Origin of the sequence: Kitasatospora sp. NPDC005751 (genome assembly GCF_040630835.1) — a bacterium.
Lineage (GTDB): Bacteria > Actinomycetota > Actinomycetes > Streptomycetales > Streptomycetaceae > Kitasatospora.
The window spans coordinates 1-26,519 of the sequence record NZ_JBEXYC010000062.1; the positions used below are offsets into that span (position 1 = coordinate 1).

A 26,519-nucleotide genomic window follows, 5' to 3' on the forward strand; every position below is an offset into this window, starting at 1 on the left:
GGGGCGACGGTGAGTTCGGCCGGGAGGAGGCGGTTGGTGATCCGCCCCGCCGCGTCGATGTCCACGTAACTCGGGGCCCGTCAGCCGGGCCTCGGGGTTACTTGAGCTGGTCTGCGGTGTACTGGCCGCTGTCCACCAGGACCTTCCGGTAGTTGTCCTTGTCGACGCTGACCGGCTGGAGGAGCTGGGCCGGGACGGTCTTGACGCCGTTGTCGTACTGGCTGGTGTCGTTGACCTCGGGCTTGCCGCCGGTCAGCAGTGCGTCGCCCATCTGGACGGCCACCTTGGCGAGTTGGCGGGTGTCCTTGTAGACCGTCTGGGTCTGCTCGCCCGCGATGATCGACTTCACCGACGCCAGTTCCGCGTCCTGACCCGTGACGACCGGCAGCGACTTCCCGGCGCCGTAGCCGACACCCTTGAGGGAGGAGAGGATGCCGATCGAGATGCCGTCGTACGGCGAGAGCACGGCGTCGACGCGGGCGGCGGTGTACGACTTGCTCAGCAGGTTGTCCATCCGGGACTGGGCGAGACCGCCGTCCCAGCGCAGGGTGGCGACCTGGTTGAAGGCGGTCTGGCCGCTCTGGACCACGAGCTTCTTGTCGTCGATGTACGGCTTGAGGACGCTCATCGCGCCGTTGAAGAAGAAGTTGGCGTTGTTGTCGTCCGGCGAGCCCGCGAACAGCTCGACGTTGAACGGGCCCTTGCCGTCCTTGAGTCCGAGCTTGTCGACGATGTAGCCGCCCTGGAGCACGCCCACCTTGTAGTTGTCGAAGGTGGCGTAGTAGTCGACGTTGCCGGTGCCGCGGATCAGCCGGTCGTAGGAGATGACCGGGATGTGCGCGTCGGCGGCCTTCTGCAGCACGTTGGTGAGCGAGGATCCGTCGATGGCGGCGATCACCAGCAGTTTGGCACCCTTGGTGATCATGTTCTCCACCTGGGAGACCTGGTTCTCCACCACGTTGTCCCCGTACTGCAGGTCGGTCTTGTAGCCCTTGGCCTGGAACTCCTTGACCATGTTGGTGCCGTCGGCGATCCAGCGCTCCGACGACTTGGTCGGCATGGCGATGCCGACGAGGCCGCCCTTCGCGTCCCCCTTGGCCGGACCGTCGCCGGCGCCGCTGGCGCTCTGGCCGCAGGCCGCCAACGACAGGATCAGGCCCGCGGCGACGAGGCTCGCCGAAATCTTCCGCACAGTTCCTCCAGTGATGGTTCCGCGACCGGCACAGAGCGACCCTGGCTGGGCGACTGGGAGCGGTCGGGCGGGGCCGGCCGGGGACGGGGCCCTCGTGCTGTGGGGCACCGGGGTTACGGTCGCCGTGGCCTGGCGTGACAAGAGTGTTAACGCTCACATCGGCGGAGTCAAGGGTTGCCGGTGCATCGTTGGATCCCCGGGGCGGGACAACCTCCTCGCCGGGCGTGGAGCCGGGGCCGCGGGCCGTTGCCGACGGCCGTCGGTTGGTCCACGTTCCACCGCCGCGCGGCCGGGGCGGCGGTCAGCGGGTCCGGCGCCCTCTCGGTCCGGCGCCCGGACGCCCGGTGGGGAGGAGCGCCTCCGCCGGCCCGGAGGTGACGCATCGGTGGGGGCCCGGTCGCGTACTGTGGTGCGCAGCCGAGGAAGGGGACTGCGAGTGGGAACCGACAGCACCGGGACGGAACAGCGCCAGCCCGTGATGGCGGATGTGGCGAAACTGGCAGGCGTGTCCCACCAGACGGTGTCCCGGGTGCTCAACGGCGCCCCGCACGTCCGGCCGGACACCCGCGAGCGCGTGCTGGCCGCCATCCGGGAGCTGGACTACCGGCCCAACTCGGCCGCCCGGGCGCTGGTGACCCGCCGCTCGCAGACCCTCGGCGTGGTCAGCTTCGACTCGACCCTCTACGGTCCGGCCTCGATGCTGGACGGCATCGAGCGGGCCGCGCGCAGTGCCGGGTACTTCGTGAGCGTGTCCAGTCTGCGGTCCCTGGACGGCCGTTCGGTCCAGGAGGCCGTCGACCGGCTGCGCGACCAGGGCGTGGAGGGCGTCCTGGTGATCGCACCGCAGACCTCCGGCGTCAGCGCGGTGGCCCGGCTCTCCAGTTCGGTGCCGGTCGTCGCGGTCGGCTCGGGCAACCAGACCCGGGTGCCCATGGTGTCGGTGGGCAACCGCGCCGGTGCCGGGGAGGTCACCGGGTACCTGCTCGACCTGGGCCACCGCACGGTGCACCACGTGGCAGGGCCGGCGAACTGGCTGGAGAGCCAGGACCGCGAGGAGGGCTGGCGCGGTGCGCTGCAGGCGGCCGGAGCCCCGGTGCCGGCCGTCGAACGGGGCGACTGGAGCGCCCGCTCCGGCTACCAGGCCGGCCTGCGGATCGCGGAACTGGCGGATGTCACCGCCGTCTTCTGCGCCAACGACCACATGGCCCTCGGCCTGCTGCGCGCCCTGCACGAGGCCGGGCGGTCGGTGCCGGACGACATCAGCGTGGTCGGCTTCGACGACATCCCGGAGGCCGCCTACTTCATCCCGCCGCTGACCACCGTGCGGCAGGACTTCGGCGAACTCGGCCGCAGAGCCCTGGAGCTGCTCGTCGGAGAGCTGGAGGGCGTCACGCCCGCGCGGGCCCAGGTGAAGATCTCTCCGGAGCTGGTGCTGCGCCGCAGCGTGCGCCCGGTCGCCCGGCGTTGAAGCGGCGGGGGTCCGCGAGCCCCTGACCGCCCGGTGTGCCGGCGCGATCCCGTGAACTTTCCCTTGACACCAGGATTGTGAGCGCTAACAATTCCTGTGAGCGTGAACAACAGCGCCCTTCCCACTCCGCCGGCGAGGCGCTGAAAGCCCCGCTTCCCCGCGCCGCCGGCGGCCACTCGTTCCGTCCTCCTGAAGGCCTCCTGAGGGAGAGGCAGCGGAACGGATCCTGTCGTCGGCGCGCCCTGCCCTGCCCCGGATCTGGGCCGCGCCGGCGACAGGTGACAACACCGGTCGTACGAAGGATGAGGAAGTGACCGTGACTCCTGCCGCCCAGGACTCGGAGAGATACGTCGTAGGCGTCGACTTCGGAACGCTCTCCGGCCGCGCCGTGGTGGTCCGCGTGCGCGACGGTGAGGAACTGGGCACCGCCGTCCACGACTACCCCCACGCCGTCATCGAGGACCGCCTGCCCGGCACCGGCCGCCGCCTGCCGCCCGACTGGGCGCTCCAGCACCCCGAGGACTGGCGCGAGGTGCTGCGCACCGCCGTCCCCGCGGCCGTCGCCGCCGCCGGCGTCGACCCGGCCGCGGTGATCGGCATCGCCACCGACTTCACCGCCTGCACGGTTCTCCCGGTGCTCGCCGACGGCACCCCGCTCGCCGAGACCGGGCACTGGTCCGGCCGCCCGCACGCCTGGCCCAAGCTGTGGAAGCACCACGCCGCCCAGGGCCAGGCCGACCGGATCAACGCGCTGGCCCACGCCCGGGGCGAGAAGTGGATCCTCCGCTACGGCGGGAAGATCTCCGCCGAGTGGCAGTACGCCAAGGCCCTCCAGGTCCTTGAGGAGGACCAGGCCGTGTACGACGCGTGCGCGCGCTGGATCGAGGCCGCCGACTGGATCGTCTGGCAGCTCACCGGCGCCGAGAGCCGCAACGCCTGCACCGCCGGCTACAAGGGCATCCACCAGGACGGCGGCTACCCGGGCGAGGACTACCTCGCCGCCCTGCACCCCGACTTCGCCGACTTCGCCCGCACCCGGCTGGAACACCCGCTCGCCCCGCTCGGCTCCCGGGTCGGCTCGCTCACCGCGCGGGCGGCGGAGTGGACCGGCCTGCCCGCAGGCATCGCGGTCGCTGCGGGCAACGTCGACGCGCACGTCGCCGCCCCCGCCGCGCAGGCGGTCGAGAACGGCCAGCTCCTCGCCATCATGGGCACGTCCACCTGTCACGTGATCAACGGCGCCGCCCTCGCGGACGTCCCCGGGATCTGCGGCGTGGTCGAGGGCGGCATCGTCGAGGGCGCGTACGGCTACGAGGCCGGCCAGAGCGCGGTGGGCGACATCTTCGCCTGGTGGCTGCGCCAGGGCGTTCCCGCCGACTACCTCGCCGAGGCCGAGGAGAACGGCGAGGACCTCCACCAGCTGCTCACCCGGAAGATCGCGGACCAGCCGGTCGGCGGCCACGGCCTGGTCGCGCTCGACTGGATGAACGGCAACCGCTCGACGCTGGTCGACCACCACCTCTCGGGGGTGATCGTCGGCCTCACCCTGGCCACCCGGCCCGAGGAGGTCTACCGCGCCCTGCTGGAGGCCACCGCCTACGGCACCCGCGTCATCGTCGAGGCCCTGGAACAGGGCGGCGTCCCCGTCACCGAGTTCATCGTCACGGGCGGTCTCAAGAAGAACGACCTGCTGATGCGGATCTACGCGGACGTCCTGCGCCGGCCGGTCTCCGTCGCCGCGTCGGAGCAGGGCCCGGCGCTCGGCTCCGCGATCCACGCGGCCGTCGCCGCCGGGGCCTACCCCGACGTACGGGCCGCGGCCGCCGCGATGGGCCGGGTGCGGCGCGGGGCGTACCAGCCCGACCGGGCCGCCGCCGACGTCTACGACCTGCTCTTCGCCGAGTACCGCGCCCTGCACGACCACTTCGGCACCGGGCCCGACAAGCTCCTGCACCGCCTGCGCGACATCCGCAACGCCGCCCTGACCACACCGAGCGAGGCCCCGTGAAAACGTCCATCGACCTCATCCGCCGCCAGGTCAGCGACCTCCACCAGGAGCTGGTCCGGTACAACCTGGTGGTCTGGACCGCCGGCAACGTCTCGGCCCGGGTCCCGGGTGAGGAGCTGCTGGTCATCAAGCCGAGCGGGGTCTCCTACGACGAGCTGACGCCTCAGAACATGATCGTCTGTGACCTGGACGGGAACGTCGTCGAGGGCGGGTACGCGCCGTCCTCCGACACGGCGGCGCACGCCTACGTGTACCGGCACATGCCCGAGGTCGGGGGAGTGGTGCACACCCATTCCACCTATGCCTGTGCCTGGGCGGCCCGGGGTGAGGCGGTGCCGTGCGTGCTGACCGCGATGGCGGACGAGTTCGGTGCGGAGATCCCGGTCGGCCCGTTCGCCCTGATCGGGGACGACTCGATCGGCCGGGGCATCGTGGAGACCCTGGAGGGTCACCGCTCGCCCGCCGTGCTGATGAAGAGCCACGGTGTGTTCACGATCGGCAAGGACGCGAAGGCGGCGGTGAAGGCCGCCGTGATGTGCGAGGACGTGGCGCGGACCGTGCACCTCTCGCGCCAGCTCGGTGAACCGGCGCCGATCGCCCAGGCCGACATCGACCGCCTCAACCACCGCTACCAGAACGTCTACGGCCAGCAGCCCGCCGGCCACCGAGGAGCCGAACCCCGATGACCGAAGCATTCGCAGGCCGCGAGGTCTGGTTCCTGACCGGCAGCCAGGCACTCTACGGTGAGGAGACGCTGCGCCAGGTCGCGGAGCAGTCCCGGCGGATCGCCGACATCCTGGACGGCGACGCAGCCGTCCCGGTGCGGATCGTCTGGAAGCCGGTCCTCACCGGCGCCGACGCGATCCGCCGGATCTGCCTGGACGCGAACGCCACGGACGACTGCATCGGCCTGATCGCCTGGATGCACACCTTCTCCCCGGCGAAGATGTGGATCGCCGGCCTGGACGCCCTGCGCAAGCCGCTGCTCCACCTGCACACCCAGGCCAACGTCGAACTGCCCTGGCAGAGCATCGACATGGACTTCATGAACCTGAACCAGGCCGCCCACGGCGACCGCGAGTTCGGCCACGTCCAGACCCGCCTCGGCGTCCCCCGCAAGACCGTCGCCGGACACGTCAGCGACCCGGCCGTCGCCGCCAGGATCGCCGCCTGGGCCCGGGCCGGTGCCGGCCGCGCCGAACTGAGCACCCTCAGGCTCGCCCGCTTCGGGGACAACATGCGCGACGTCGCCGTCACCGAAGGCGACAAGGTCGAAGCCCAACTGCGGTTCGGCGTCTCGGTCAACACCTACGGCGTCAACGACCTCGTCACCGCCGTCGACGCCGTGGACGACAGCACGGTCACCCGGCTCGTCAAGGAGTACCAGGACAGCTACCACCTCGCCCCCGAACTGCGCGCCGACGGCGAGGAGCACGCGGCCCTGCGCTACGCCGCCCGGATCGAGGCCGGCCTGCGCCACTTCCTCGAACAGGGCGGCTTCCACGCCTTCACCACCAACTTCGAAGACCTCGGCGCACTGCGCCAGCTTCCCGGCCTCGCGGTCCAGCGGCTGATGGCCGACGGCTACGGCTTCGGCGGCGAGGGCGACTGGAAGACCTCCACCCTGCTGCGCACGCTCAAGGTGGTCGGTGCGGGCCTGCCCGGTGGCACGTCGTTCATGGAGGACTACACCTACCACCTGGAGCCGGGGCGGGAGTTGATCCTGGGCGCGCACATGCTGGAGGTGTGCCCGTCGATCGCTGCCGCCAGGCCTTCCTGCGAGGTCCACCCCCTGGGCATCGGCGGCCGGGAGGACCCGGTCCGGTTGGTCTTCGACGCCGAGCCCGGTCCCGCGGTGGTGGTCGGCCTCGCCGACCTGGGCGACCGCTTCAGGCTGGTCGCCAACGAGATAGACGTGGTCGAGCCGCCCGCGCCACTGCCCAACCTGCCCGTCGCCCGTGCGGTCTGGAAGCCGCGCCCTGACCTGCGAACCTCCACCGAGGCCTGGCTGACCGCCGGCGCCCCCCACCACACCGTGCTCTCCAGCGCGCTGGGCACGGAGGAACTCGACGACCTCGCCGAGATGCTCGGCGTGGAACTCCTGGTCATCGACGACGACACGAACATACGCCGGTTCACCAAAGAACTGCGCTGGAACCAGGCCTATCACCGCCTGGCCCAGGGCTTCTGACCCCGCCCGTCCCGACCCCGTCCGTCCCGAAGCCGTCTGCCCCGAAGCCGTCTGTCCCGAACCCGTACGTCCCGAGCCGCCGAACGCCGGTCCGGTGCGTCCGGCGTCCGGCCGCCACCCACCCAGCCGCATGGAACGGAGCAACCCCGTGCCGAGAGAAGCACTCGTCTCCCGCAGCGAGTTGACGGTGTCCCAGGAGGTCGCCGCGATCCTGCCGGACGGGCGACGCGTCATGCGCTGGACCATCGGGTCCCCGGCGGGGGCCACCGCGGAGGTGCTCAGCCTCGGCGCCCGCCTCCAGGCCCTGGACGTGCCCGACCGGGACGGGCGGCGGGCGAACGTCGTCCTCGGGTGCGACGGCGTCGGGGACCTGCTCGGTGAAGCGGCCTACCTCGGGGCGACGGTCGGCCGCTACGCCAACCGGATCGCGGGCGGCACGGTGCCGGTGGACGGTACGACCCACCGGCTGCGGACCCAGCCGGGCGGCCACACCCTGCACGGCGGTCCGGACGGGTTCGCCACCCGGCTCTGGGACGGCGTGCCGGTCCGGGAGGGCCGGCACGCCGGGGTACGCCTGCGCCTGCGGAGCCCGGACGGCGACCAGGGGTTCCCGGGGGAGCTCCGCGCGGAGGTGACGTACCTGCTCGACCCGGCCGGGCAGCTCCGGATCGGCTACCGGGCGCGCGCGGACGCCCCGACCGTCGTCAACCTCACCAACCACGCGTACTTCAACCTGGCGGGCGAGGGCAGCGGGACGGTGCTCGACCACCTGCTCCGGGTGGACGCCACCGGCTACCTGCCGGTGGACGAGGGCCTGATCCCGCTCGGCCCGGTCGAGTCCGTCGCCGGCACGCCCTTCGACCTGCGCGAGGCGGCGGTGATCGGCGAGCGCGTCGCGGTCGAGGCCCCCCAGGTCCGCGCGGCCGGAACGGGCTTCGACCACACCTGGGTGCTCGACGGGACGGGCTTGCGCCGGGTGGCGGTGCTGAGCCACCCGGCCAGCGGCCGGCAGGTCGAATGCCTGACGACGGAGCCGGGCCTCCAGGTCTACACCGGCAACCACTTCGACGGGTCGCTGACCGGCCGCTCCGGCCGTCCGTACCGGGCGTACGCGGGCATCGCACTGGAGACGCAGCACTTCCCGGACTCGCCCAACCGTCCCGAGTACCCGTCCACCGTCCTGCGCCCGGGAGAGGAGTTCCGCTCGACGACGGTGTACCGCTTCTCCGCGGCGTAGCGAAGCCGCGCAGCGGTGAACGGGGGCGGCGGGCCGGACGGGGCTCGCCGCCCCCTTGTCGGCGTCCCACCCCGCGCTGGTCAGGCCGTTGATCCGGCCTCGTGGTTCGCGTGCTCGAAGCGCTCCGGCATCTGCCCGCGCCCGACGACGCCGGAGCAGGGCCGGGTGAGCGGTTCACGGGGTGTTTGGTCGGGTGAACGGGCGGCGAGCCCCTGGCGGGACGTCCGGGCAGCGGGCAGGGCGTTGCCGAGCTGCGTCCAGTTCACCAGGTCGCGGCTGCGGAAGTCGCTGTGGGACGGGGTGGCCGTGAAGCCCGCCGGACGCTCCCGCCCCGCGGGACCGAGCCGTTGACCCGGCCCGCCACCGGTGGAGTCAGCGGGCCCGGAGGAGGTGTTCGAGGGCGAGCTGGTCCAGCTGCTCGGAGGCCATGCCGCGCCGGGCGGCGGCCTCGACGTCGTACTCCTCGAAAGCGGAGCGGTCGGCCAGCAGCCCGGCCAGGCCGTCCTGGGCGGTGGGGAGCGCGAGTTGGGGCAGCCGGGATGCGGCGAGCGCGGTCCGGACGTCCGGGTCGGCCCGGAAGGCGCGGGAGCGATCGGCCAGCAGCAGGTAGTTGCGCATGCAGCCGGCGGCCGAGGCCCAGACGCCGTCGAAGTCCTCGGTGCGCGGCGGCTTGAAGCTGCTGGGCGCGGCGCTGACGACGGTCCGCCCGATCGTGGCGGATCCCACCCTGTTGCTGGCGGGGCGAGCGGGACGCAGGTGACGCCGAGCAGGCCCGGTGCGCCCAGGGCGCCGGCGCGCGCCCCGGCACCGCTGGGTCTCCGCGCGCCCGGGCCGGCGAGGAGCCGGGAAGGAGCCGCTGTCGAGCAGCCGGAAAGCCTTCGAAACATTCGATCGGCCGACCCACCCCGCGGTGCCCGCAGATCCGGCCGACGCTCCGTCAACCGGTCCGGGGCGGCGCGGTGCTGCTGCGCTCGACCAGGCTGGTGGCCAGGTCCACCCGCCGCGTGCCGGGTCGCACCCCGCGCGCCAGGTCGATCACCAGGCGGGTCGCTGTCTCGGCCATCTCGGTCAGCGGCTGGCGCACGGTGGTCAGCGGCGGCCCCACCCAGCGGGCCAGCGGAAGGTCGTCGAAGCCGACCACGCTGAGGTCCTCCGGAATGCGCAGGCCCAGCTCCCTGGCGGCCTCGTAGAGCCCGAGCGCCTGGAGGTCGTTGCCGGCGAACACGGCGGTCGGCCGGTCGGGCAGCGCCAGCAGCTCCAGGCCGACCCGGCGCCCGGACTCGTGGTGGAAGTCGCCCGCCCGGACCAGCTCAGGGTCGTACGGTACGCCCGCCATGTCGAGCGCCGCCCGGTAGCCGTCGGCCCGGGCCCGGCTGCACATCATCCGGGCAGGGCCGCCGATCAGGCCGATCCGGCGGTGGCCGAGGTCGAGCAGGTGCCGGGTGGCGGCCAGGCCGCCGTCCCAGTTGGTGGTGCCGACCGCGGGAACGTCCTGGCCGGGGTCGCCGGCCGGGTCCATCACCACGAACGGGATGTTCCGGCCGGCCAGCTGCTCGCGCTGGGAGCGGTCCAGGTCGGACAGCACCAGCACCACGCCGGTCGGGCGGCGGGCGAGCACCCCGTCCACCCAGGACTGGCCGGGGCTGAGCCGACCGGCGGACTCGGAGAGCACGATGCTCAGACCCTCCTCGCGCACCGCGTTCTCCACGCCGCGGATCACCTCCACCGCCCAGGCGCTCTCCAGCTCGTGGAAGACCAGCTCCAGCAGCGGGCTCACCTGCCGGCTGCCGCGCCGCCGGTAGCCGTGCCGGTGCAGCAGTTCCTCCACCCGCTCCCGGGTGGCCGGGGCGACGTCGGCGCGCCCGTTCAGGACTTTCGAAACTGTCGGCGCGGAGACCCCGGCCTCCAGCGCGATCTCGGCGAGCGTCGCCGCTCTGGTCACGGGTTCCTCCTGCACTGCCCCGGCTGGGCGAACTCCGTCGTGGGTGACCGTACGGCACGGATGCTAGCCCGTCGACCGGCCGGATCCGATTCGGCCGGACCTCTTGACGGAGGGTCAGGACGGTCCTAGGTTTCCCACAACATTCGGCAATATACTCGAAACATTCGATCGAGGCAGGGTATGCGATTGAGATTCGCCGCAGTCATCGCGGCCAGCGCGCTCCTCCTGGGCACGACCGCCGCCTGTGGATCCGGCGAGGCCTCCTCCGACGCGGGCTCCGGGACGATCCACGTGCTCGTCTACGGTGACGCCGCCAACAAGGTCGAGAAGCAGCTCGTCGAGACCTTCAACCGGACCTCCAAGGTCAAGGCGGTGCTCGACACCGTCCCCGGCGCGGACTACCAGCAGAAGCTGCAGACCGTGATCAACACCTCGCGCGCCCCGGACGTCTTCTTCAACTGGGGTGGCGGATCCATCCAGCCGTTCGTCAAGGCGGGCCTGCTGCTCCCGCTGGACGGGTTCATCGCAGCGGACCCGGGCCTGAAGGACAACTTCCTCCCCTCGGTGTTCGACTCGGCGGTGGTGGACGGCAAGCCGTACGGCGTGCCGATGCGCGGCACCCAGCCGGTGCTGCTCTTCCACAACAAGAAGGTGCTGGCGGACGCCGGGCTCACCCCGCCGACGACGTGGGACGACCTGCTCGCCACCAGCAAGGCGCTGAAGGCCACGGGCGTCACCCCGATCGCGCTCGGCGGCGGCGACCGGTGGCCCACCCTGATGTGGTTCGAGTACCTGTACGACCGGATCGGCGGCCCCGGTCTGTTCCAGCGGGCGCTGGGCGGCGACCGCGAGGCCTGGGCGGGCGAGGACAGCCGCAAGGCGCTGGCCGCCCTCCAACAGCTCGTCGACGCCGGCGCCTTCGGGAGCAACGCCGACTCCGTGAAGTTCACCGACGGCGGCTCCCCGGCGCTGGTCGCCAAGGGCAAGGCCGCCTTCGAACTGATGGGCTCCTGGTACTACTCCACCCAGCAGGACGCCCACCCCGACTTCGCCGCGTCCGGCCTCGGCTACACCGGATTCCCGGCCGTGAGCGGGGGGAAGGGCGACCCGGCCGCCGTGGTCGGCAACACCAACAACTTCTACTCGGTGCTCAAGAAGACGAAGCACCCGGAGGCCGTCGCGGCCTTCCTCAAGCTGATGTACTCCGACGAGTTCGTGAAGGCGCAGCTCGCCATCGGGAACCTGCCGACCACCACCAGCACCGCCGACTTCCTCGACCTCTCGGCCAGTCCCGCGTACTCCAGGGCCCAGTACGAGCTGGTCAAGGCCGCGCCGTCGTTCCAGCTCTCCTGGGACCAGGCCTACCCGCCGGCCGCCATGACCCCGATGTACACCGCCGTCCAGCAGTTCTTCGCCGGCAGGACCGACGCCGACGCCTTCATCAAGGCCATGCAGGCCTTGCCGACCTCATGACGCGCGGTGCGAGGTCCGGCCCGGGCGTGACCCGCCCGGGCCTCGCCTGGGCGGTGCCCGCGGGGGTGTTCTTCCTGCTGTTCGCGATCGTGCCGCTGCTGCTGGTCGTGGTGCTCTCCTTCACCAGCTGGGACGGCATCGGCGAGCCGCGCTTCAACGGCCTGGACAACTGGGCCGCCCTGGTCCACGACCCGGTGATGGCCCAGTCCGTCGGGACCACCCTGCTGCTCACCGCCCTCGGGGTGGTGACCCAGACCCCGGTCAGCATCCTGCTCGGCGTCTGGGCCGCCGGGCCGCAGCGCAACCGGGCCGTCCTCTCGGCCGTCTACTTCGTGCCGCTGCTGCTCTCGGCGACCGCCGTCTCGGTGGTGTGGCGGGCCGTCCTCGACCCCAACTTCGGCGTGCCGGCCCAGCTCACCTGGCTGTTCGGCGACGGCAACCTGCTCGGCAGCAGGAGCGGCGCGATCGGGGTGCTGACCTTCGTCGGCATCTGGCAGTTCACCCCGCTGCACGCGCTGCTCTACCAGGGCGGCGCCCGGGCCATCCCGCCGGTGCTCTACCAGGCGGCGGCGGTCGACGGGGCGGGCACCGTGCGCCAGTTCTTCCACATCACCCTGCCGCAGCTGCGCAACACCGTCATCACCTCGGTGATCCTCATGGTGGTCGGCGGCCTGACCACCTTCGACACGGTCCTGATCCTCACCCAGGGCGGCCCCGGCACCGACACCACCGTCACCGCCTACTACATGTACCAGAAGGCTTTCAAGGGCTTCGACTTCGGCACCGGGTCGGCCATCGCGCTGGTCCTCGTGGTGGTCGCCACCCTGATCTCGCTCGCGGTGGTCCGGATCTCCGGCTACGACCGGATGCGCGGCACGGCGGAGGGCCTGTGACGCGCCGGCGCCCCAACCTCCTGGCCGGGTTCGGCTCCCTGGGGTGGCTGCTGGTGGTCGGCCTGCCGCTGTACGTGCTGCTGATCGCCACGTTCCGCACCCGCGCCGACTACTCCACCGAGGGTCCGCTGAAACCGCCGGTGCGGTGGACCCTGCGGAACTACCTGACCGACTTCTCGAACGGCTTCGGCAAGGACTTCCTCAACACCCTGACCGTGACCGCCGGCGTGGTCGCGATCGTGCTGCTGGTCGTCCCGCCGCTCGCCTACGCCATCGTGCGCGCCCGCGGCCGGGCCACCGGCTGGGTGTTCCGGCTGTTCCTGCTGGGCCTGGCGATCCCCGCCCAGGCGGTGATCGTGCCGATGTTCTACGTGATCAGCAAGACCGGCCTGTACGACCGGCTGATCGGTGTCGTCCTGCCGACCGCCGCCTTCTGCCTGCCGGTCTGCACCCTGGTGCTGACCGGCGCGATGCGCGACATCGGCCCCGAGCTGTACGAGGCGATGGCGGTGGACGGCGCGACCCCGGCGCGCGTCTTCCGCCAACTGGTGCTCCCGCTGTCCAGAGGCGGGCTGTCCTCGATCGTCGTCTTCGCCGCGCTCCAGGCCTGGAACGGCTTCCTCTTCCCGCTGATCCTCACCCAGTCCGACTCCACCAAGGTCGTCACCCTCGGCCTGTACGAGTTCCAGACCGAGCACGGCGTGGACGTGCCCGGCCTGCTCAGCGCCGTCGTGCTGTCCATGCTCCCCGTCTTCGTCGTCTACCTGTTCGCCCGCCGCGCCCTGGTCCAGGGCCTGATGGGCGTTGGAGGAAAGTGAACGACCGCCGCACCCCCGAAGCCGTCCCCGCCTGGCGGGACGCCACGCTCTCCCCGGAGGCCAGGGCGGACGCCCTGATCGGGGAGATGACCCTGCGCGAGAAGGCCGCCCAACTGGTCGGGGTCTGGGTGGGCGCCAGCGCCGAGGGTGGCGAGGTCGCCCCGCACCAGCACGACATGGAGCAACCGCCCGACCTCGACACCCTCCTGCCCTACGGGCTGGGCCAGCTGACCCGGCCCTTCGGCACCGCGCCCGTCGACCCGGCGCTCGGCGCGCTCTCGCTGCAGCGCACCCAGCGGCGGATCGCCGCCGCCAACCGCTTCGGCATCCCCGCACTGGCCCACGAGGAGTGCCTGGCCGGCTTCGCCGCCTGGGGTGCCACCGCCTACCCCGTGCCGCTGTCCTGGGGCGCCACCTTCAACCCGGAGCTGGTGCGGACGATGGCCGCGGCCATCGGGCGGGACCTGCGGGCCGTCGGCGTGCACCAGGGCCTCGCCCCGGTGCTCGACGTCGTTCGCGACGCCCGCTGGGGGCGGGTCGAGGAGACGATCGGTGAGGACCCGTACCTGGTCGGCACCGTCGCCACCGCCTACGTGCAGGGCCTGGAGTCGGCCGGGATCGTCGCCACCCTCAAGCACTTCGCCGGGTACTCCGCCTCCCGTGCCGGACGCAACCTCGCCCCCGTCTCGATGGGCCCCCGCGAGCGCGCCGACGTCATCCTGGCGCCCTTCGAGATGGCCGTCCGCGAAGGCCGTCCCCGTTCGGTCATGCACGCCTACACGGACACCGACGGCCTGCCCTCCGCCGCCGACGAGGCCCTGCTCACGGGACTGCTCCGGGACACCTGGGGCTTCACCGGCACGCTCGTCGCCGACTACTTCGGCATCGCCTTCCTCAAGACGCTGCACGGCGTCGCCGAGTACTGGTCCGACGCCGCCGCACTGGCCCTGGCCAGCGGAGTGGACGTCGAACTGCCGACCGTGCAGACCTTCGGACAGCCCCTGCTGGACGCGGTCGGGGCCGGAGCCGTACCGGAGGCGCTGATCGACCGGGCGCTGCGCCGTGTCCTGGTGCAGAAGGCCCAGCTCGGCCTCCTGGACGCCGACTGGGACCCGGTGCCCGCCGCCCTCGCCGGCACCGACCCGGGCGAACCCGAGGCGTTGCGCGGCCTGGTCGACCTCGACCGGCCCGCCAACCGCGCACTCGCCGCCGAACTCGCCGAGCAGGCCGTGGTACTGCTGCGCAACGACGGCCTGCTGCCCCTGCGCGGCCCCGCCCGGATCGCGCTGATCGGGCCGAACGCCGACGAACCCACCGCCGTGCTCGGCTGCTACTCCTTCCCCGTGCACGTCGGCGCGCAGCACCCGCGGACCCCGGCCGGCATCGAACTCCCCACCCTGCGGCAGGCGTTGGAGGCGGAGTTCGCCGGCAGCCAGTTGCGTACGGTGCGCGGGGTGACGGTCGACGGCGAGGACACCGGCGGCATCGCCGAGGCGGTCCGGGCCGCCCGGCGGGCCGACGTGGTGGTGCTCGCCCTCGGGGATCGGGCCGGGCTCTTCGGCCGCGGCACCAGCGGCGAGGGCTGCGACGCCGCCTCGCTCGAACTGCCCGGCAGCCAGCGGAAGCTGCTGGAGGAAGTACTGGACGCCGGCACGCCGGTGGTGGTCACCCTGCTGGCCGGGCGGCCGTACGCGCTCGGGCGCGCGGTCACCGAGGCGGCGGCCGTCGTGCAGTGCTTCTTCCCCGGGGAGGAGGGCACCCGGGCCCTCGCGGGCGTGCTCAGCGGGCGGGTCGAGCCGACCGGACGGCTACCGGTCTCCGTGCCCGCGCACCCCGGCGTCCAGCCCTCCACCTACCTGGCCGCCCGGCTGGCCCAGGCCGGCGACGTCTCCAGCACCGACCCGACACCCGCCTACGGCTTCGGACACGGTCTCGGCTACACCGAGTTCACCTGGGCCGGCCTCACCGTGGAGGTGGCCGAGACCGGTACCGACGGCGAGTTCCGGCTCGCCTTCGAGCTGCGCAACGCCGGCGCCCGGGCGGGCACCGAGGTCGTGCAGCTCTACCTGCACGACCCGGTGGCCTCGGTGGTGCAGCCCGTGCAGCGGCTGGTCGGCTACCGGCGGATCCCGCTCGACGCGGGAGCCGCCTGCCGGGTGGTGCTGGCGCTCCCCGCCGACCTGGCCTCCTTCACCGGCCGCGACGGCCACCGGATCGTCGAACCCGGCGCGCTGGAACTGCGGATCGCCGCCTCCAGCACCGACGCCCGCCTCACCGTGCCGCTGCGCCTGACCGGCCCGGTCCGCCCGTTCGACCACACCCGCCGGCTCCACCCGGCCGTCACCGTCCAGGACCTTCCACCCACCCCCACCCCGTAGCGGAGGAACCACCGTGCGCCGATCGAGCCGCAGGCTGTCCCTGCTCATGGCACCCGCGCTGACCACCGTCCTTCTCGCGCTCGACCCCGGCGGCGCCCACGCGGCCGGACCCGCCCTCACGACCAGCGGCTTCTACGCCGACCCCGACTCCAGCGCACAGCGGTGGGTCAACGCCAACCGGGGCGACGGCCGCGCCGCCGCGATCCAGGCGTCGATCGCCAACGTGCCGTCGGCCCGCTGGTTCGGCAACTGGAGCGGCGCCGTCGGAACGGCCACCGGTGACTACACCCGCGCGGCGGCCGCCGCCGGCAAACTGCCCGTCCTCGTCGCCTACGACATCCCCGACCGGGACATCTGCGCGGGCCAGTCCGGCGGCGGGGCGGGCAGCGCCGCCGAGTACCGGACGTGGATCGCCGCCTTCGCCGCCGGCATCGGCAACCGGCCGGCGGTGGTCGTCCTCGAACCCGACTCGCTCGGCGACGAGAGCTGCATGAGCCAGGCCCAGATCTCCGAGCGCAACGCGCTGCTGAGCGGCGCCGTCGCGCAGTTCAACGCCAAGGCGCCGAACACCCTCCTCTACCTGGAGGCCGGCAACCCCGCCTGGCTGAGTGCCGAGACCATGGCCCGGCACCTGGCCGCGGCCGGGGTGGCCGGAGCCCACGGCTTCTCCCTGAACGTCTCGAACTACCTCACCACCGCCCAGAACGTGGCGTACGGCAACGCGGTCAACGCGGCGCTGAAGTCGACGAAGGGCTTCACCAAGCCGTTCGTCGTCGACACCAGCCGCAACGGCAACGGGTCCGACGGCGCGTGGTGCAACCCGGCGGGACGCCGGATCGGGACCCCCACCGGGTGGGGCGGCGGCGCCGAGATGCTCCTGTGGATCAAGGTGCCCGGCGAGTCGGACGGCAACTGCGGTGTCGGCACGGGATCGACCGCCGGACAGTTCCTGCCCGAGGTCGCCTACAAGATGATCTACGGCTACTGACCGCGGACCGGTGAGGGGCGGCCCCGCGGCCGCTCCCGAGCCGAAGCGCGCGCCGGCACCGGAACCGTTCCCCGGCTCCGGTGCCGGCGCGCACGGCTGCCCGGACCCGGGCGCGGCGGGCGGGCCCCGGCCGGCAGGACGTAGGCGTCGAGGCCTTCCGGCCGCGCGGTCGCCGGGACGGCGCGAGGCGGCGGACGCTTCGAGACCCATGCGGGTGCGAAGCGTCCGCCACCTCGGGGCCGGCGGCGGCCGGCCGTGGCGCAGCGGGGTCAGGCGCAGGCCGCGCCGTTCAGGGTGAAGCCGGTCGGAGCGGCGTTGCTGCCCGAGTAGCCGGCCTGGAAGCCGAGACCCACGGTGGCGCCGGGTGCCAGGGTGCCGTTCCAGCCGGCGTCCCGGGCGGTCACCGAGCCGCCCGACTGGCTGACGGTGGCGTTCCACGCGGTGGTGATCCTCTGGTCACCCGTGAAGGCCCACCCCAGTGTCCAGCCGGAGATCGTCGACGTGCCGGTGTTCCGGACGGTGACCGTCGCGGTGAAGCCGTTGCCCCAGGAGCTGTCCACCCTGTACGCCACCGAGCAGGACGCCGTAGGCGGGGCCGTGTCGTCGTCCGCCTCGGTCGCCGTGAAGGTCGCCGCGGTCACCCCCGTGCCACCGACCCGGAAGACCGCGGCGCCCGCCAGCGCGTCCGCGTCCTGCGCCGCCGTCAGCGAGACCTGCTGGGCCGTCGCCCAGTCGGCCGGGGTGAAGACCAGCGTGGCGCCGGACGCCACCGCCAGGTCCTGGTCACCGGAGGAGCGGGAGACCGTCAGCCTGACGGTCTGCGCGGGCGCCGCCGACAGCCGCACGGCCACCGTCGCCGAGCCGCCCTCCGGAACGGTCACCGCGGCCGGGACCACCTGCACCGCGGGCGCCGTAGGGGTGCTGCGCCGCTCGGCGGCGAAGGCCGCCAGCCACGCCAGCGACGCGTTCCAGTTGATCGCCACCTCGTTGGTGGAGTACGAGCCGATGTCGTCGACGTAGCACGCCGCCGGCGCGCAGCCCGCCAGCCGGGACTTGGCGATCGGGTCCTCCAGCCCGGCGTCCGGGCCGCCCGCGAAGGAGCCGGCCGGCGGGTGCGGCAGCGTCGCGTCGTTCTGGTGCGCCCAGAACCGGTGGTGCTGGTTCTCGGAGGCGCGCTCGCCGTAGCCGGACACGTAGGAGTGGTCCAGGGAGTTGCGGCCCAGCAGGTAGTCCAGCGTCTCCAGCGCCCCGGCGCGGTAGCCCTGCCGGCCGGTCAGCTCGTACGCGACGGCCATCACCATCGCGTCGTTGGCGACCGAGCTGTTGGAGCCCCAGACGTAGGCGTCGGCGGGGATCGGCACCGCGTAGCCCTGGCCGGCCATGGTGGACAGGTGGGTGTCGGCGGCGGCGGTCAGCAGGGAGCGCAACCGGTTGACGTCGTCGGCGGGCAGGGCCACGCCGGGGACGGTCGCCAGGGTGATCCGGCCGAGCGTGGCGGTGCCGCCCCACCAGAAGCCGTCCACCGGCCCGGTGTGGTGCGGGGAGGAGGTGACCGCGTCCCGGTACTGCGACTCGCCGGTGGTGGCGAGGAGTTCGGCCGCCGCCCAGTAGAACTCGTCGGAGACGTCCGCGTCCTCGTACGCGCCGCCCCCCGTGTTGTCGGTCGCCGGGGCGAGCACGTTCGGGTTGGCCCTGGCAGCCGCCCAGGCGCGGCGGGCCGCGTCCAGGCAGCGGGCGGCGAAGGCGCCGTCGTACGGCGCGTACACCCGGGCGCACTGGGCGGCGGTGGCCGCCAGGTTGAGCGTCGCGGCGGTCGACGGCCGGTGCAGCTCGCGCTCCTGGTCGTCGAGGTCGGGCCGGGTCGGCAGGCCGGTCCACTGCGCGTCGTGCGTCTTGTGGAAGGCCATCCCGGCCATCGGCCGGTCCGCGGGGACCTGCATCCGCAGCAGGAACTCCAGCTCCCAGCGGGCCTCGTCGAGCACGTCCGGCACCCCGTTGCCGCGCTCGGGCAGGCGCAGCGTGGAGTCCCCGAGCGCCGCGTCGCCGTTCGACCGGCGGGCCCGCTCGAAGGAGTTGACGAGCTCCCAGGTCGCGATGCCGCCGTTGACCACGTACTTGCCCTGGTCGCCGGCGTCGTACCAGCCGCCGTGCACGTCCAGGCGGTAGTCGCACACGCCGGCCTGGCAGGGCACGCTCGTGTCCCCCTTGTTCGGGGCCACGCCCAGGTGCCCGGCGGGGCGGGCGTACGCGCTGCCGGCCAGCGCCGCGTCGATCGCGATGCCGCTGCGCTGTTGGTAGAAGAACGACATGCTGTCGGCGCGCAGGCCGTCGTAGAGCGAGGCCGAGATGTCGAACGGGTGGCTGGCCTGGCCGCCGACCACCAGGGTGTAGCCGGTGCCGGTACCGGGGTAGCCGCCGAAGTCGACCAGGTGGGTCGACTGGCCGGAGGCCTGGTCGGCGCCGTGCACCGTGGTGGTGCCGGAGGCGACCTGCGCACCGGTGGCGTCGCGCAGCTGCCAGGCCAGGGGGGCGGTGGCGGAGCTGACGACGGTGGCCCGCTTGGGGCCGTCGGGCAGGTAGCCGAGTTGGTTGACCCGGACGGGGGAGTCGGCCACCGCGGCCGCGGGGCCGGCCCCGGGGGACGCGGTGGCGTGGGCGGAGGGCGCGGTGAGCCCGGTGGCGGTCAGGGCGCCGGCGGCCAGGGCGAGGCCGGTGAGTACGGCGGCCGCGCGCCGCGACACGCCGCGGGCGGGGGTGACAGGAGGCACGGGTGGGGCCTTCCTCGGGTGGGGAGGGTGCAGGGGGTGGGCAGCACCTGCTGGGAGCGCTCCCACTCGCCAATCAAGCCAGCTTCGCAATGGCCGCGTCAAGAGACCGGCAGCGAAAGGCCGTTGATCCTGCGGGGCGGGCGATCTGACCCCGGCCGTGCCGACCGGCGACGCTCCCGGGACGGTCGGTGGGCTGCCGAGGTCGCCGGCTCGTCCGTGCGGGGTGTGGGTCGGCGGGGAGCGGACCGGGAGCTCGCCGCGCGTCGGCCTCACGCCCGTCGGCCCCGAACGGGTGGAAGGCCGGCGGTGGAACAGCCCGTGGGTCCGGTACCGGCGCGCCGTCGGTCCCCCTCGGCAGCCACTCCTGCTGCGGGAGCAGCGTCACCGGTCACCGCCGCCGAGGGGAATCGCGTCGCCACCGGCGGCGCCCCCGCGCCCTTCGCCGTTCGGCCCTCGACCACCCGTTCGCGGTCGCGCTCCCGGCGCAGGCCCCCGCCTCGGGTGGCGCGACGTGGCCGGCGTCTGCCCTCTGTCGTCTGTTAACGCTAACATTACACGGCACGGTGTAGGCATGAGACAGTGGCGCCGCCGCACGGCTCGTGGCGGACGGTCGGACCGGGGCACCGGAGGGGACTGCGCGTGGGATCTGAAGCGGTCGGCACAGAGGTGCGACAGCCGGTGATGGCGGATGTCGCGAAGCTGGCCGGCGTCTCCCACCAGACGGTGTCCCGGGTGCTCAACGGCGCCCCGCACGTACGCCCCGGCACCCGGGAGCGGGTGCTCGCCGCGATCCGCGAACTCGACTACCGGCCGAACTCGGCCGCCCGCGCCCTGGTCACCCGCCGTTCGAAGACGCTGGGCGTGGTCAGCTTCGACTCCACGCTGTACGGGCCCGCCTCCATGCTCGACGGCATCGAGCGCGCCGCCCGCACCGCCGACTACTTCGTCAGCGTCGCCAGCCTGCGCTCCCTGGACAGCCGCTCCGTTCAGGAGGCCGTGGACCGGCTGCGCGACCAGGGTGTGGAAGGCATCGTGGTGATCGCCCCGCAGATCTCCGCCGTCGGCGTCCTCGCCCGGCTGTCCAGCTCGGTGCCGGTGGTCGCGGTCGGCTCCGGAAGCCAGTCCCGGGTGCCGATGGTGTCGTTCGACAACCGGGTCGGCGCCGAGGCCGCCACCCGCCACCTGCTCGACCTCGGCCACCGCACGGTGCACCACCTCGCGGGGCCGGCCGGCTGGATGGAGACCCGCGACCGCCAGACCGGCTGGCGGGAGGCGCTGGAGGCCGGCGGCGCCCGGGTGCCGCCGGTCGAGAGCGGCGACTGGAGCGCCCGCTCCGGCTACGACGCGGGCCGGCGGATCGCACATGACCCGGAGGTCACCGCCGTCTTCTGTGCCAACGACCACATGGCCCTCGGCCTGGTCCGCGCCCTGCACGAGGCGGCCCGCGCCATGCCGGGCGACATCAGCGTGATCGGCTTCGACGACATCCCCGAGGCCGCGTACTTCACCCCGCCGCTCACCACCGTCCGCCAGGACTTCGGCGAACTCGGCCGACGCGCCCTCGAACTCCTCCTGGAGGAGCTGGCCGGCGTCGCTCACGCCCGCAACCACGTCCAGATCTCCCCGGAAATGGTCCTGCGCCGCAGCGCCGGCCCCGCCCGCAGCGGCTGACTCGGGGCCGGCGGCTGCCGGATGCGCTCGTCCGGACGGTGCCGGGCCGTCGGGTGCCCGCCGGTCCGACGCGCTGTCGGGTGCCGTCGGGCGGTCGACGCCGGTGCGGACGGCGCGGACGGCGCGGACGGCGCCTCGGCGTGGCCCGGATGGAGCCCGTGCGGACGGGACCGACCCCCGGTCGGGGTCGCGGGAGCGCGTGGCCCGCGCCGGGCTCCACCACGGTCGAGGGAACTCCAGCCCCTTCCGCTCCGGCCGGCACCCCTCGGTGCCGACGGTCGGCGCGCACCGGGGCGGGCGTCCCCGGGGGTCGCTGTCGACGCTCCCGACCCGCGGGTGGCAGCCGACCGCCCGCTCGCCCGCGTCGACGGCTGGTGGCAACCGGCACTTCGGGCAGGTGAGGCCCCCGCACACTCCCGGCGGGAGCACGGCCCGACGGGTGCCGTTCCCGGCCGCACCCGCGTCCGCGTCGGCCGGGTGCGATCCGGTGCTCGCGTCGGACTCTGCCGCCCGCGACGGCTCAACTCCCCGCAGTACGGTCGAGTTGATGGTTCCTCGGGGCGGAGCCAAGGCGCTGGTCAAGATTGGGTAACGGGTCGCGAGGGTCTTGCCGCTGCCGATTGTGAGCGTTAACAATCTGTTTCGAGCGAAACGGTGCCGACACCTCGGGTTCACGTGACCGGTGCCGTCCGCGCGATCGATGATCCCGAGAGGAAGTCCCACCATGTCCAAGAGAGCTGCGGCGGCCCTGGTCGCCGGTGCGATGGTCGCCGTCCTCACCGCGTGCGGTTCCGGCACCGGCGGCGGCTCGGCCGACAAGGGTTCCGGCCACAAGCTCGTCGTGGGCTTCTCGCAGGTCGGCGCGGAGAGCGGCTGGCGCACCGCGAACACCAAGTCGGTCCAGGACTCCGCGAAGAAGGCCGGCATCGAGCTGAAGTTCTCCGACGCGCAGCAGAAGCAGGAGAACCAGATCAAGGCGATCCGCTCGTTCATCCAGCAGAAGGTGGACGTGATCGCCTTCTCGCCGGTGGTGGAGTCGGGTTGGGACACCGTGCTGAAGGAGGCGAAGGACGCCAGGATCCCGGTGATCCTCACCGACCGGGCGGTGGACTCCAAGGACGACTCGCTCTATGTCTCCTTCCTCGGCTCGGACTTCGTCGAGGAGGGCAAGAAGGCCGGCGAGTGGCTGACGAAGGAGTACCAGGGCAAGCCCGACGAGGTGAACATCGTCGAACTGCAGGGCACCACGGGTTCGGCGCCGGCCAACGACCGCAAGGCGGGCTTCGGCGACGTGATCAAGGCGGACGCCAAGTTCAAGGTGGTGGCCTCGCAGACCGGTGACTTCACCCGGGCGAAGGGCAAGGAGGTCATGCAGGCCTTCCTGAAGGCCCAGCCGAAGATCGACGTGCTGTACGCGCACAACGACGACATGGCCCTCGGTGCGATCCAGGCGATCGAGGAGGCCGGCAAGAAGCCCGGCACCGACATCCGGATCATCTCGGTCGACGGGGTCAAGGACGCCTTCACCGCGATGAGCCAGGGCAAGATCAACGTCGACGTGGAGTGCAACCCGCTCCTCGGTGACCAGTTGATGGACCTGGTGAAGAAGGTCAAGGCCGGCGAGCAGGTGCCGAAGCGGATCAAGACCGAGGAGGGTGTCTTCACCCAGGACCAGGCCGCGGCCGCGCTGCCCACCCGCCAGTACTGACAAGCCCCCGCCCGCCCGGGAGCGTTCGGCGGAACGCTCCCGGGCGGACCGGGTTCGCACGAGGAGAGGAGAACCGGGGTGCGTCAGCAACCGGTCCTGGAAGTCCGGGGGATCCGCAAGGAGTTCCCCGGGGTGGTGGCGCTGGACGGGGTCGACTTCCGGCTCTTCCCCGGCGAGGTGCACGCCCTGATGGGGGAGAACGGCGCCGGCAAGTCCACGCTGATCAAGGTGCTGACCGGGGTGCACCCGGCGGACGGCGGCGAGGTGGTGCTGGCCGGGCGGCGGGTGCGGATCGCCGGACCGCTGCAGGCCCAGGAGGCGGGCATCAGCACGGTCTACCAGGAGGTGAACCTCTGTCCGAACCTGTCGGTCGCGGAGAACATCTTCATCGGCCGCGAGCCGCGCCGCCTCGGCCTGATCGACTGGGCCGAAACGCGCCGCCGGGCCGCCCGGTTGGTCCGCACGCTGGAGCTGGACATCGACGTCAGCGCACCGCTGGGCAGCCACTCCATCGCGGTCCAGCAGCTGGTGGCCATCGTCCGAGCGGTGGACGTCTCGGCCAAGGTGCTGATCCTGGACGAGCCGACCTCCAGCCTGGACCGCGACGAAGTCCGCCAGCTCTTCACCGTGATACGGCGGTTGCGCGACCAGGGGGTCGCCATCCTGTTCGTCTCGCACTTCCTCGACCAGATCTACGAGATCTGCGACCGGATGACCGTGCTGCGCAACGGCCGGCTGGTGGGCGAGTACCTGACCGGCGAGCTCGACCAGATCGACCTCATCTCCCGGATGATCGGCTCCGAGCTCGCCGGACTCGACCAGCTCGCCGGCGGCAAACGGCGCGAGCGCTCCGCGCCGGCCACCGGCCGGGCCTTCCTGGAAGCCGAGGGCCTGGCCCGGCGGGGCGCCGTCGAGCCGTACGACCTCGCCATCGGCCCCGGTGAAGTGGTCGGCCTGGCAGGCCTGTTGGGGTCCGGCCGGACCGAGGCCGCCCGGCTGCTGTTCGGTGCCGACCACAAGGACCGCGGCACCGTGCGGATCAACGGCGCCGAGACGGCCCTGCGCGGCCCGCGCGACGCGATCGCCCACGGCATCGCGTTCTGCTCCGAGAACCGCAAGACCGAGGGCCTGGTCGGCGAGCTGACCGTCCGGGAGAACATCGTGCTGGCGCTACAGGCGTCCCGCGGCTGGGCCCGTCCGCTGTCGCGCACCACGCAGGACGAGTTGGCGCTGCGCTGGATCCGCGCCCTGGACATCCGCCCGGCCGACCCGGAGGCGCTGGTCCGCAACCTCAGCGGCGGGAACCAGCAGAAGGTGCTGCTGGCCCGCTGGCTGATCACCGACCCCAAGCTGCTGATCCTGGACGAGCCCACCCGCGGCATCGACATCGGCGCCAAGGCCGAGATCCAGAAGCTGGTCGCGAACCTCGCCGAGAAGGGCATGGCGGTGCTGTTCATCTCCGCCGAACTGGAGGAGGTGCTGCGGCTCAGCCATCGCGTCGGCGTGCTGCGCGACCGCCGGATGGTCGCCCAACTCGACAACGACGGCGAGCTCACCCCGGAGCGCGTCCTGGCCACCATCGCGAGCGGAGCGGAACAATGACCACGGCGCCGACCACCCCGAGGGCCTGGGCGGTGACCCGGCACCGGCTGTTCTGGCCGGCCGCCGTGCTGGCCGTGCTGCTGCTCGCGAACCTCGCCTTCACCTCGGACTTCTTCGCCCTCCACCTCAAGGGCGGTCACCTGTACGGCAGTACGGTCGACATCCTGCACTTCGGCGCGCCGCTGATCCTGGTGTCGCTCGGCATGACCCTGGTGATCGCCACCGGTGGGATCGACCTCTCCGTCGGCTCCACGGTCGCCATCGCCGGCGCGCTCGCCTGCCTCCACATCAGCGAGGCCGCCGACCCGGGGAGCCTCGGCACGGTGCTCGGCGCGGTCGGCATAGCACTCGGCACGGCGGTACTGCTGGGCCTCGCGAACGGGGTGCTGGTGGCCCGGGTCGGGGTGCAGCCGATCATCGCCACCCTGATCCTGATGGTCGCCGGACGCGGCGTCGCCCAGCTGATCACCGACGGCCAGATCATCACGATCACCAGCGAGCCGTACAAGCTGATCGGCGGCGGCTACTGGCTGGCGATGCCGTTCGCGATCCTGCTCAGCGCGCTGGTCGCGCTGCTCACCGCGCTGCTCACCCGCTCCACCGCGCTCGGCCTGCTGCTGGAGGCGGTCGGCGGCAATCCCGTGGCCAGCCGGCTGGTCGGGATCCGGGCGATGCGCCTGGTCGGTCTGGTGTACGTGTTCAGTGCGCTGTGCGCGGCGGTCGCCGGACTCATGGTCTCCTCCAACGTCTCGGCAGCGGACGGCAACAACGCCGGCCTGTGGATCGAACTCGACGCCATCCTCGCGGTGGTGATCGGCGGGACCTCGCTCAACGGCGGCCGGTTCTCGATCGGCGGCACCGTCCTCGGCGCGCTGATCATCCAGACCCTCTCCACCACCGTCTACACCATCGGCATCCCGCCGGAGACCACGCTGGTCTTCAAGGCCTTCGTGGTGATCACGGTCTGTCTGATCCAGTCGCCGAACTTCCGTGCCAAGCTCGCCCGGCGCGGCGCCGGCCGCCGCGGCGGCGTCCGGCCGGGCCCCGCCGCCGCCATCACCAACCGGGAGGTCGGCGCGTGAACGCCAACACCCTGCTGACCAGAGTTCGCGCGCAGATCCCGCTGCTGGTCACCTCCGTGCTGCTGGTGTCGATGTTCACCGTCGGCTCGGTGCGGTACGACGGATTCTTCTCCGGGCAGGTGCTGCTCAACCTGCTGATCGACAACGCCTTCCTGCTCGTGGTCGCGGTCGGGATGACCTTCGTCGTGCTGACCGGCGGCATCGACCTGTCGGTCGGCGCGGTGGTGGCGCTGTCCACCATGGTCTCCGCCTGGCTGGTCGAGCGGCACGGCTGGCCGCCGCTGGTGGTCATCCCGCTGGTACTGCTGATGGGCACGGCTGGCGGCTGGGTGATGGGGTGGGTGATCCACGTCTTCGAGATCCAGCCCTTCATCGTGACGCTGGCGGGCATGTTCCTGGCCCGGGGACTGTGCTACACGATCAGCATCGAGTCGATCTCCATCACGGATCCGTGGTACACCGCGATGGCGCAGACCCGGATCCCGCTCGGCGACCTGTTCGTCTCGCCGAGCGTGCTGATCGCCCTGCTGGTGCTGGCGGCCGGGTTCGTCGTGCTGCACTACACCCGGCTCGGGCGGAACGTGTACGCGCTCGGCGGCAGCGAGCAGTCCGCCCTGCTGATGGGTCTGCCGGTGGGGCGGACCAAGACCACCGTGTACGCGATCAGCGGCTTCTGCTCGGCGCTCGGCGGTGTGCTGCTCACCTTCTACATGCTCTCCGGGTACGGCCTGCACGCGGTCGGCCTGGAGCTGGATGCGATCGCCGCCGTGGTGATCGGCGGCACCCTGCTCACCGGCGGCTCCGGCTACCTGCTGGGCACCGTGCTGGGTGTGCTGGTGCTGGGCCTGATCCAGACCGTCATCAGCTTCCAGGGCACCCTCAGCTCATGGTGGACCAGGATCGTGATCGGCGGGCTGCTGTTCGTCTTCATCGTCCTCCAGCGCCTGAACACCGTCCGTCGTCGGTAGAACACCGCGCCGCCCCGGCCGGCCCGCCCCGGCCGTGCCGGGGTGGGTACCGGACCGCGGCCATCGGCCGAGGTGGGCACCGGGGGCGCCGGGTCGTGCGGCTCGCACGACCCGGCTTCGCCGTGACCGGGG

Annotated in this window: 19 protein-coding genes and 1 pseudogene; 15 read left to right on the forward strand and 5 right to left on the reverse strand. The window is 72.6% G+C overall.

Annotated features, from left to right (window positions below; genetic code table 11):
* Positions 1–97: 97 nt before the first annotated feature.
* Entirely contained in the window at positions 98–1,192 is a 1,095-nt protein-coding gene (gene chvE / locus ABZ497_RS31805; protein ID WP_359810346.1) for a multiple monosaccharide ABC transporter substrate-binding protein, read from the reverse strand.
* A 478-nt stretch (positions 1,193–1,670) separates the two neighbouring features.
* On the opposite strand from chvE, the gene ABZ497_RS31810 reads away from it, so the two are divergent.
* From ABZ497_RS31810 to ABZ497_RS31830, 5 genes are all read left to right on the forward strand, one after another.
* Positions 1,671–2,660 carry a LacI family DNA-binding transcriptional regulator gene (locus ABZ497_RS31810; protein WP_359810414.1) on the forward strand — a complete coding sequence of 330 codons (990 nt, stop codon included), beginning with the start codon at positions 1,671–1,673 and terminating at the stop codon, positions 2,658–2,660.
* A 310-nt stretch (positions 2,661–2,970) separates the two neighbouring features.
* Entirely contained in the window at positions 2,971–4,668 is a 1,698-nt protein-coding gene (locus ABZ497_RS31815) for a ribulokinase (RefSeq protein WP_329485143.1), read from the forward strand.
* Entirely contained in the window at positions 4,665–5,354 is a 690-nt protein-coding gene (locus ABZ497_RS31820; protein WP_329485142.1) for an L-ribulose-5-phosphate 4-epimerase, read from the forward strand. The genes ABZ497_RS31815 and ABZ497_RS31820 overlap by 4 nt, the downstream gene beginning before the upstream one ends.
* Positions 5,351–6,859 (forward strand): L-arabinose isomerase, encoded by a 1,509-nt coding sequence (araA, locus tag ABZ497_RS31825; RefSeq protein WP_359810349.1) that lies wholly within the window; start codon positions 5,351–5,353, stop codon positions 6,857–6,859. Before ABZ497_RS31820 ends, araA begins: the two co-directional genes overlap by 4 nt.
* Before the next feature lie 148 nt (positions 6,860–7,007).
* Complete coding sequence (locus ABZ497_RS31830; RefSeq protein ID WP_359810352.1) at positions 7,008–8,096, forward strand: aldose epimerase family protein; 1,089 nt, start codon at positions 7,008–7,010, stop codon at positions 8,094–8,096.
* 80 nt (positions 8,097–8,176) lie between these two features.
* On the opposite strand, the gene ABZ497_RS31835 is transcribed toward ABZ497_RS31830, so the two are convergent.
* The 3 genes and pseudogenes from ABZ497_RS31835 to ABZ497_RS31845 all read right to left on the reverse strand — a co-directional run bounded on the left by ABZ497_RS31835 (position 8,177) and on the right by ABZ497_RS31845 (position 10,038).
* Positions 8,177–8,362, reverse strand: coding sequence for a hypothetical protein (locus ABZ497_RS31835; protein ID WP_359810355.1), 186 nt, complete (start codon positions 8,360–8,362; stop codon positions 8,177–8,179).
* A 106-nt stretch (positions 8,363–8,468) separates the two neighbouring features.
* Positions 8,469–8,771, reverse strand: a pseudogene (locus tag ABZ497_RS31840) (xylose isomerase); the annotation flags it as partial.
* Positions 8,772–9,033: 262 nt separating this feature from the next.
* A complete protein-coding gene (locus ABZ497_RS31845; RefSeq protein ID WP_359810358.1) occupies positions 9,034–10,038 on the reverse strand; it encodes a LacI family DNA-binding transcriptional regulator in 1,005 nt (334 codons plus the stop codon).
* Between the two features lie 180 nt (positions 10,039–10,218).
* Between ABZ497_RS31845 and ABZ497_RS31850 the strand changes: the two genes are divergently transcribed.
* From ABZ497_RS31850 to ABZ497_RS31870, 5 genes are all read left to right on the forward strand, one after another.
* Positions 10,219–11,511, forward strand: coding sequence for an extracellular solute-binding protein (locus ABZ497_RS31850; protein ID WP_359810360.1), 1,293 nt, complete (start codon positions 10,219–10,221; stop codon positions 11,509–11,511).
* Positions 11,508–12,404 (forward strand): sugar ABC transporter permease, encoded by an 897-nt coding sequence (locus ABZ497_RS31855; RefSeq protein WP_359810362.1) that lies wholly within the window; start codon positions 11,508–11,510, stop codon positions 12,402–12,404. Before ABZ497_RS31850 ends, ABZ497_RS31855 begins: the two co-directional genes overlap by 4 nt.
* The gene (locus ABZ497_RS31860) at positions 12,401–13,222 is read left to right on the forward strand and encodes a carbohydrate ABC transporter permease (RefSeq protein ID WP_359810364.1); all 822 of its coding nucleotides are present in this window, start codon (positions 12,401–12,403) and stop codon (positions 13,220–13,222) included. The genes ABZ497_RS31855 and ABZ497_RS31860 overlap by 4 nt, the downstream gene beginning before the upstream one ends.
* Positions 13,223–13,308: 86 nt before the next feature.
* Positions 13,309–15,600, forward strand: coding sequence for a glycoside hydrolase family 3 N-terminal domain-containing protein (locus ABZ497_RS31865; RefSeq protein ID WP_359810417.1), 2,292 nt, complete (start codon positions 13,309–13,311; stop codon positions 15,598–15,600).
* 46 nt (positions 15,601–15,646) lie between these two features.
* Entirely contained in the window at positions 15,647–16,588 is a 942-nt protein-coding gene (locus ABZ497_RS31870; protein ID WP_359810420.1) for a glycoside hydrolase family 6 protein, read from the forward strand.
* A gap of 269 nt (positions 16,589–16,857) precedes the next feature.
* Here the strand turns inward: ABZ497_RS31870 and ABZ497_RS31875 are convergent, their stop codons facing one another.
* Positions 16,858–19,356, reverse strand: coding sequence for a glycoside hydrolase family 9 protein (locus ABZ497_RS31875; RefSeq protein ID WP_359810367.1), 2,499 nt, complete (start codon positions 19,354–19,356; stop codon positions 16,858–16,860).
* Between the two features lie 681 nt (positions 19,357–20,037).
* Here ABZ497_RS31875 and ABZ497_RS31880 point away from each other — a divergent pair.
* The 5 genes from ABZ497_RS31880 (at position 20,038) to yjfF (ending at position 26,387) form a co-directional block, all read left to right on the forward strand.
* On the forward strand, positions 20,038–21,027 hold the full coding sequence (locus ABZ497_RS31880) for a LacI family DNA-binding transcriptional regulator (protein WP_359810369.1): 990 nt from the start codon (positions 20,038–20,040) through the stop codon (positions 21,025–21,027).
* Between the two features lie 724 nt (positions 21,028–21,751).
* Positions 21,752–22,735 (forward strand): ABC transporter substrate-binding protein, encoded by a 984-nt coding sequence (locus tag ABZ497_RS31885; RefSeq protein WP_359810371.1) that lies wholly within the window; start codon positions 21,752–21,754, stop codon positions 22,733–22,735.
* A gap of 78 nt (positions 22,736–22,813) precedes the next feature.
* Positions 22,814–24,337, forward strand: a complete 1,524-nt coding sequence (locus tag ABZ497_RS31890) for a sugar ABC transporter ATP-binding protein (protein ID WP_359810374.1) — start codon at positions 22,814–22,816, stop codon at positions 24,335–24,337.
* Positions 24,334–25,419, forward strand: coding sequence for an ABC transporter permease (locus ABZ497_RS31895; RefSeq protein ID WP_359810376.1), 1,086 nt, complete (start codon positions 24,334–24,336; stop codon positions 25,417–25,419). The genes ABZ497_RS31890 and ABZ497_RS31895 overlap by 4 nt, the downstream gene beginning before the upstream one ends.
* The gene (gene yjfF, locus ABZ497_RS31900; protein WP_359810379.1) at positions 25,416–26,387 is read left to right on the forward strand and encodes a galactofuranose ABC transporter, permease protein YjfF; all 972 of its coding nucleotides are present in this window, start codon (positions 25,416–25,418) and stop codon (positions 26,385–26,387) included. The genes ABZ497_RS31895 and yjfF overlap by 4 nt, the downstream gene beginning before the upstream one ends.
* Positions 26,388–26,519: the final 132 nt, after the last annotated feature.

Excerpts from the sequence above, each read along its gene's own strand:
- ABZ497_RS31880 (WP_359810369.1), top strand. The coding sequence starts at position 20,038 with ATGGCGGATGTCGCGAAGCTGGCCGGCGTCTCCCACCAGACGGTGTCC.
- ABZ497_RS31895 (WP_359810376.1), top strand. The coding sequence starts at position 24,334 with ATGACCACGGCGCCGACCACCCCGAGGGCCTGGGCGGTGACCCGGCAC.
- ABZ497_RS31870 (WP_359810420.1), top strand. The coding sequence starts at position 15,647 with ATGGCACCCGCGCTGACCACCGTCCTTCTCGCGCTCGACCCCGGCGGC.
- ABZ497_RS31850 (WP_359810360.1), top strand. The coding sequence starts at position 10,219 with ATGCGATTGAGATTCGCCGCAGTCATCGCGGCCAGCGCGCTCCTCCTG.
- ABZ497_RS31865 (WP_359810417.1), top strand. The coding sequence starts at position 13,309 with ATGACCCTGCGCGAGAAGGCCGCCCAACTGGTCGGGGTCTGGGTGGGC.
- ABZ497_RS31855 (WP_359810362.1), top strand. The coding sequence starts at position 11,508 with ATGACGCGCGGTGCGAGGTCCGGCCCGGGCGTGACCCGCCCGGGCCTC.
- araA (WP_359810349.1), top strand. The coding sequence starts at position 5,351 with ATGACCGAAGCATTCGCAGGCCGCGAGGTCTGGTTCCTGACCGGCAGC.
- ABZ497_RS31810 (WP_359810414.1), top strand. The coding sequence starts at position 1,671 with ATGGCGGATGTGGCGAAACTGGCAGGCGTGTCCCACCAGACGGTGTCC.
- ABZ497_RS31885 (WP_359810371.1), top strand. The coding sequence starts at position 21,752 with ATGTCCAAGAGAGCTGCGGCGGCCCTGGTCGCCGGTGCGATGGTCGCC.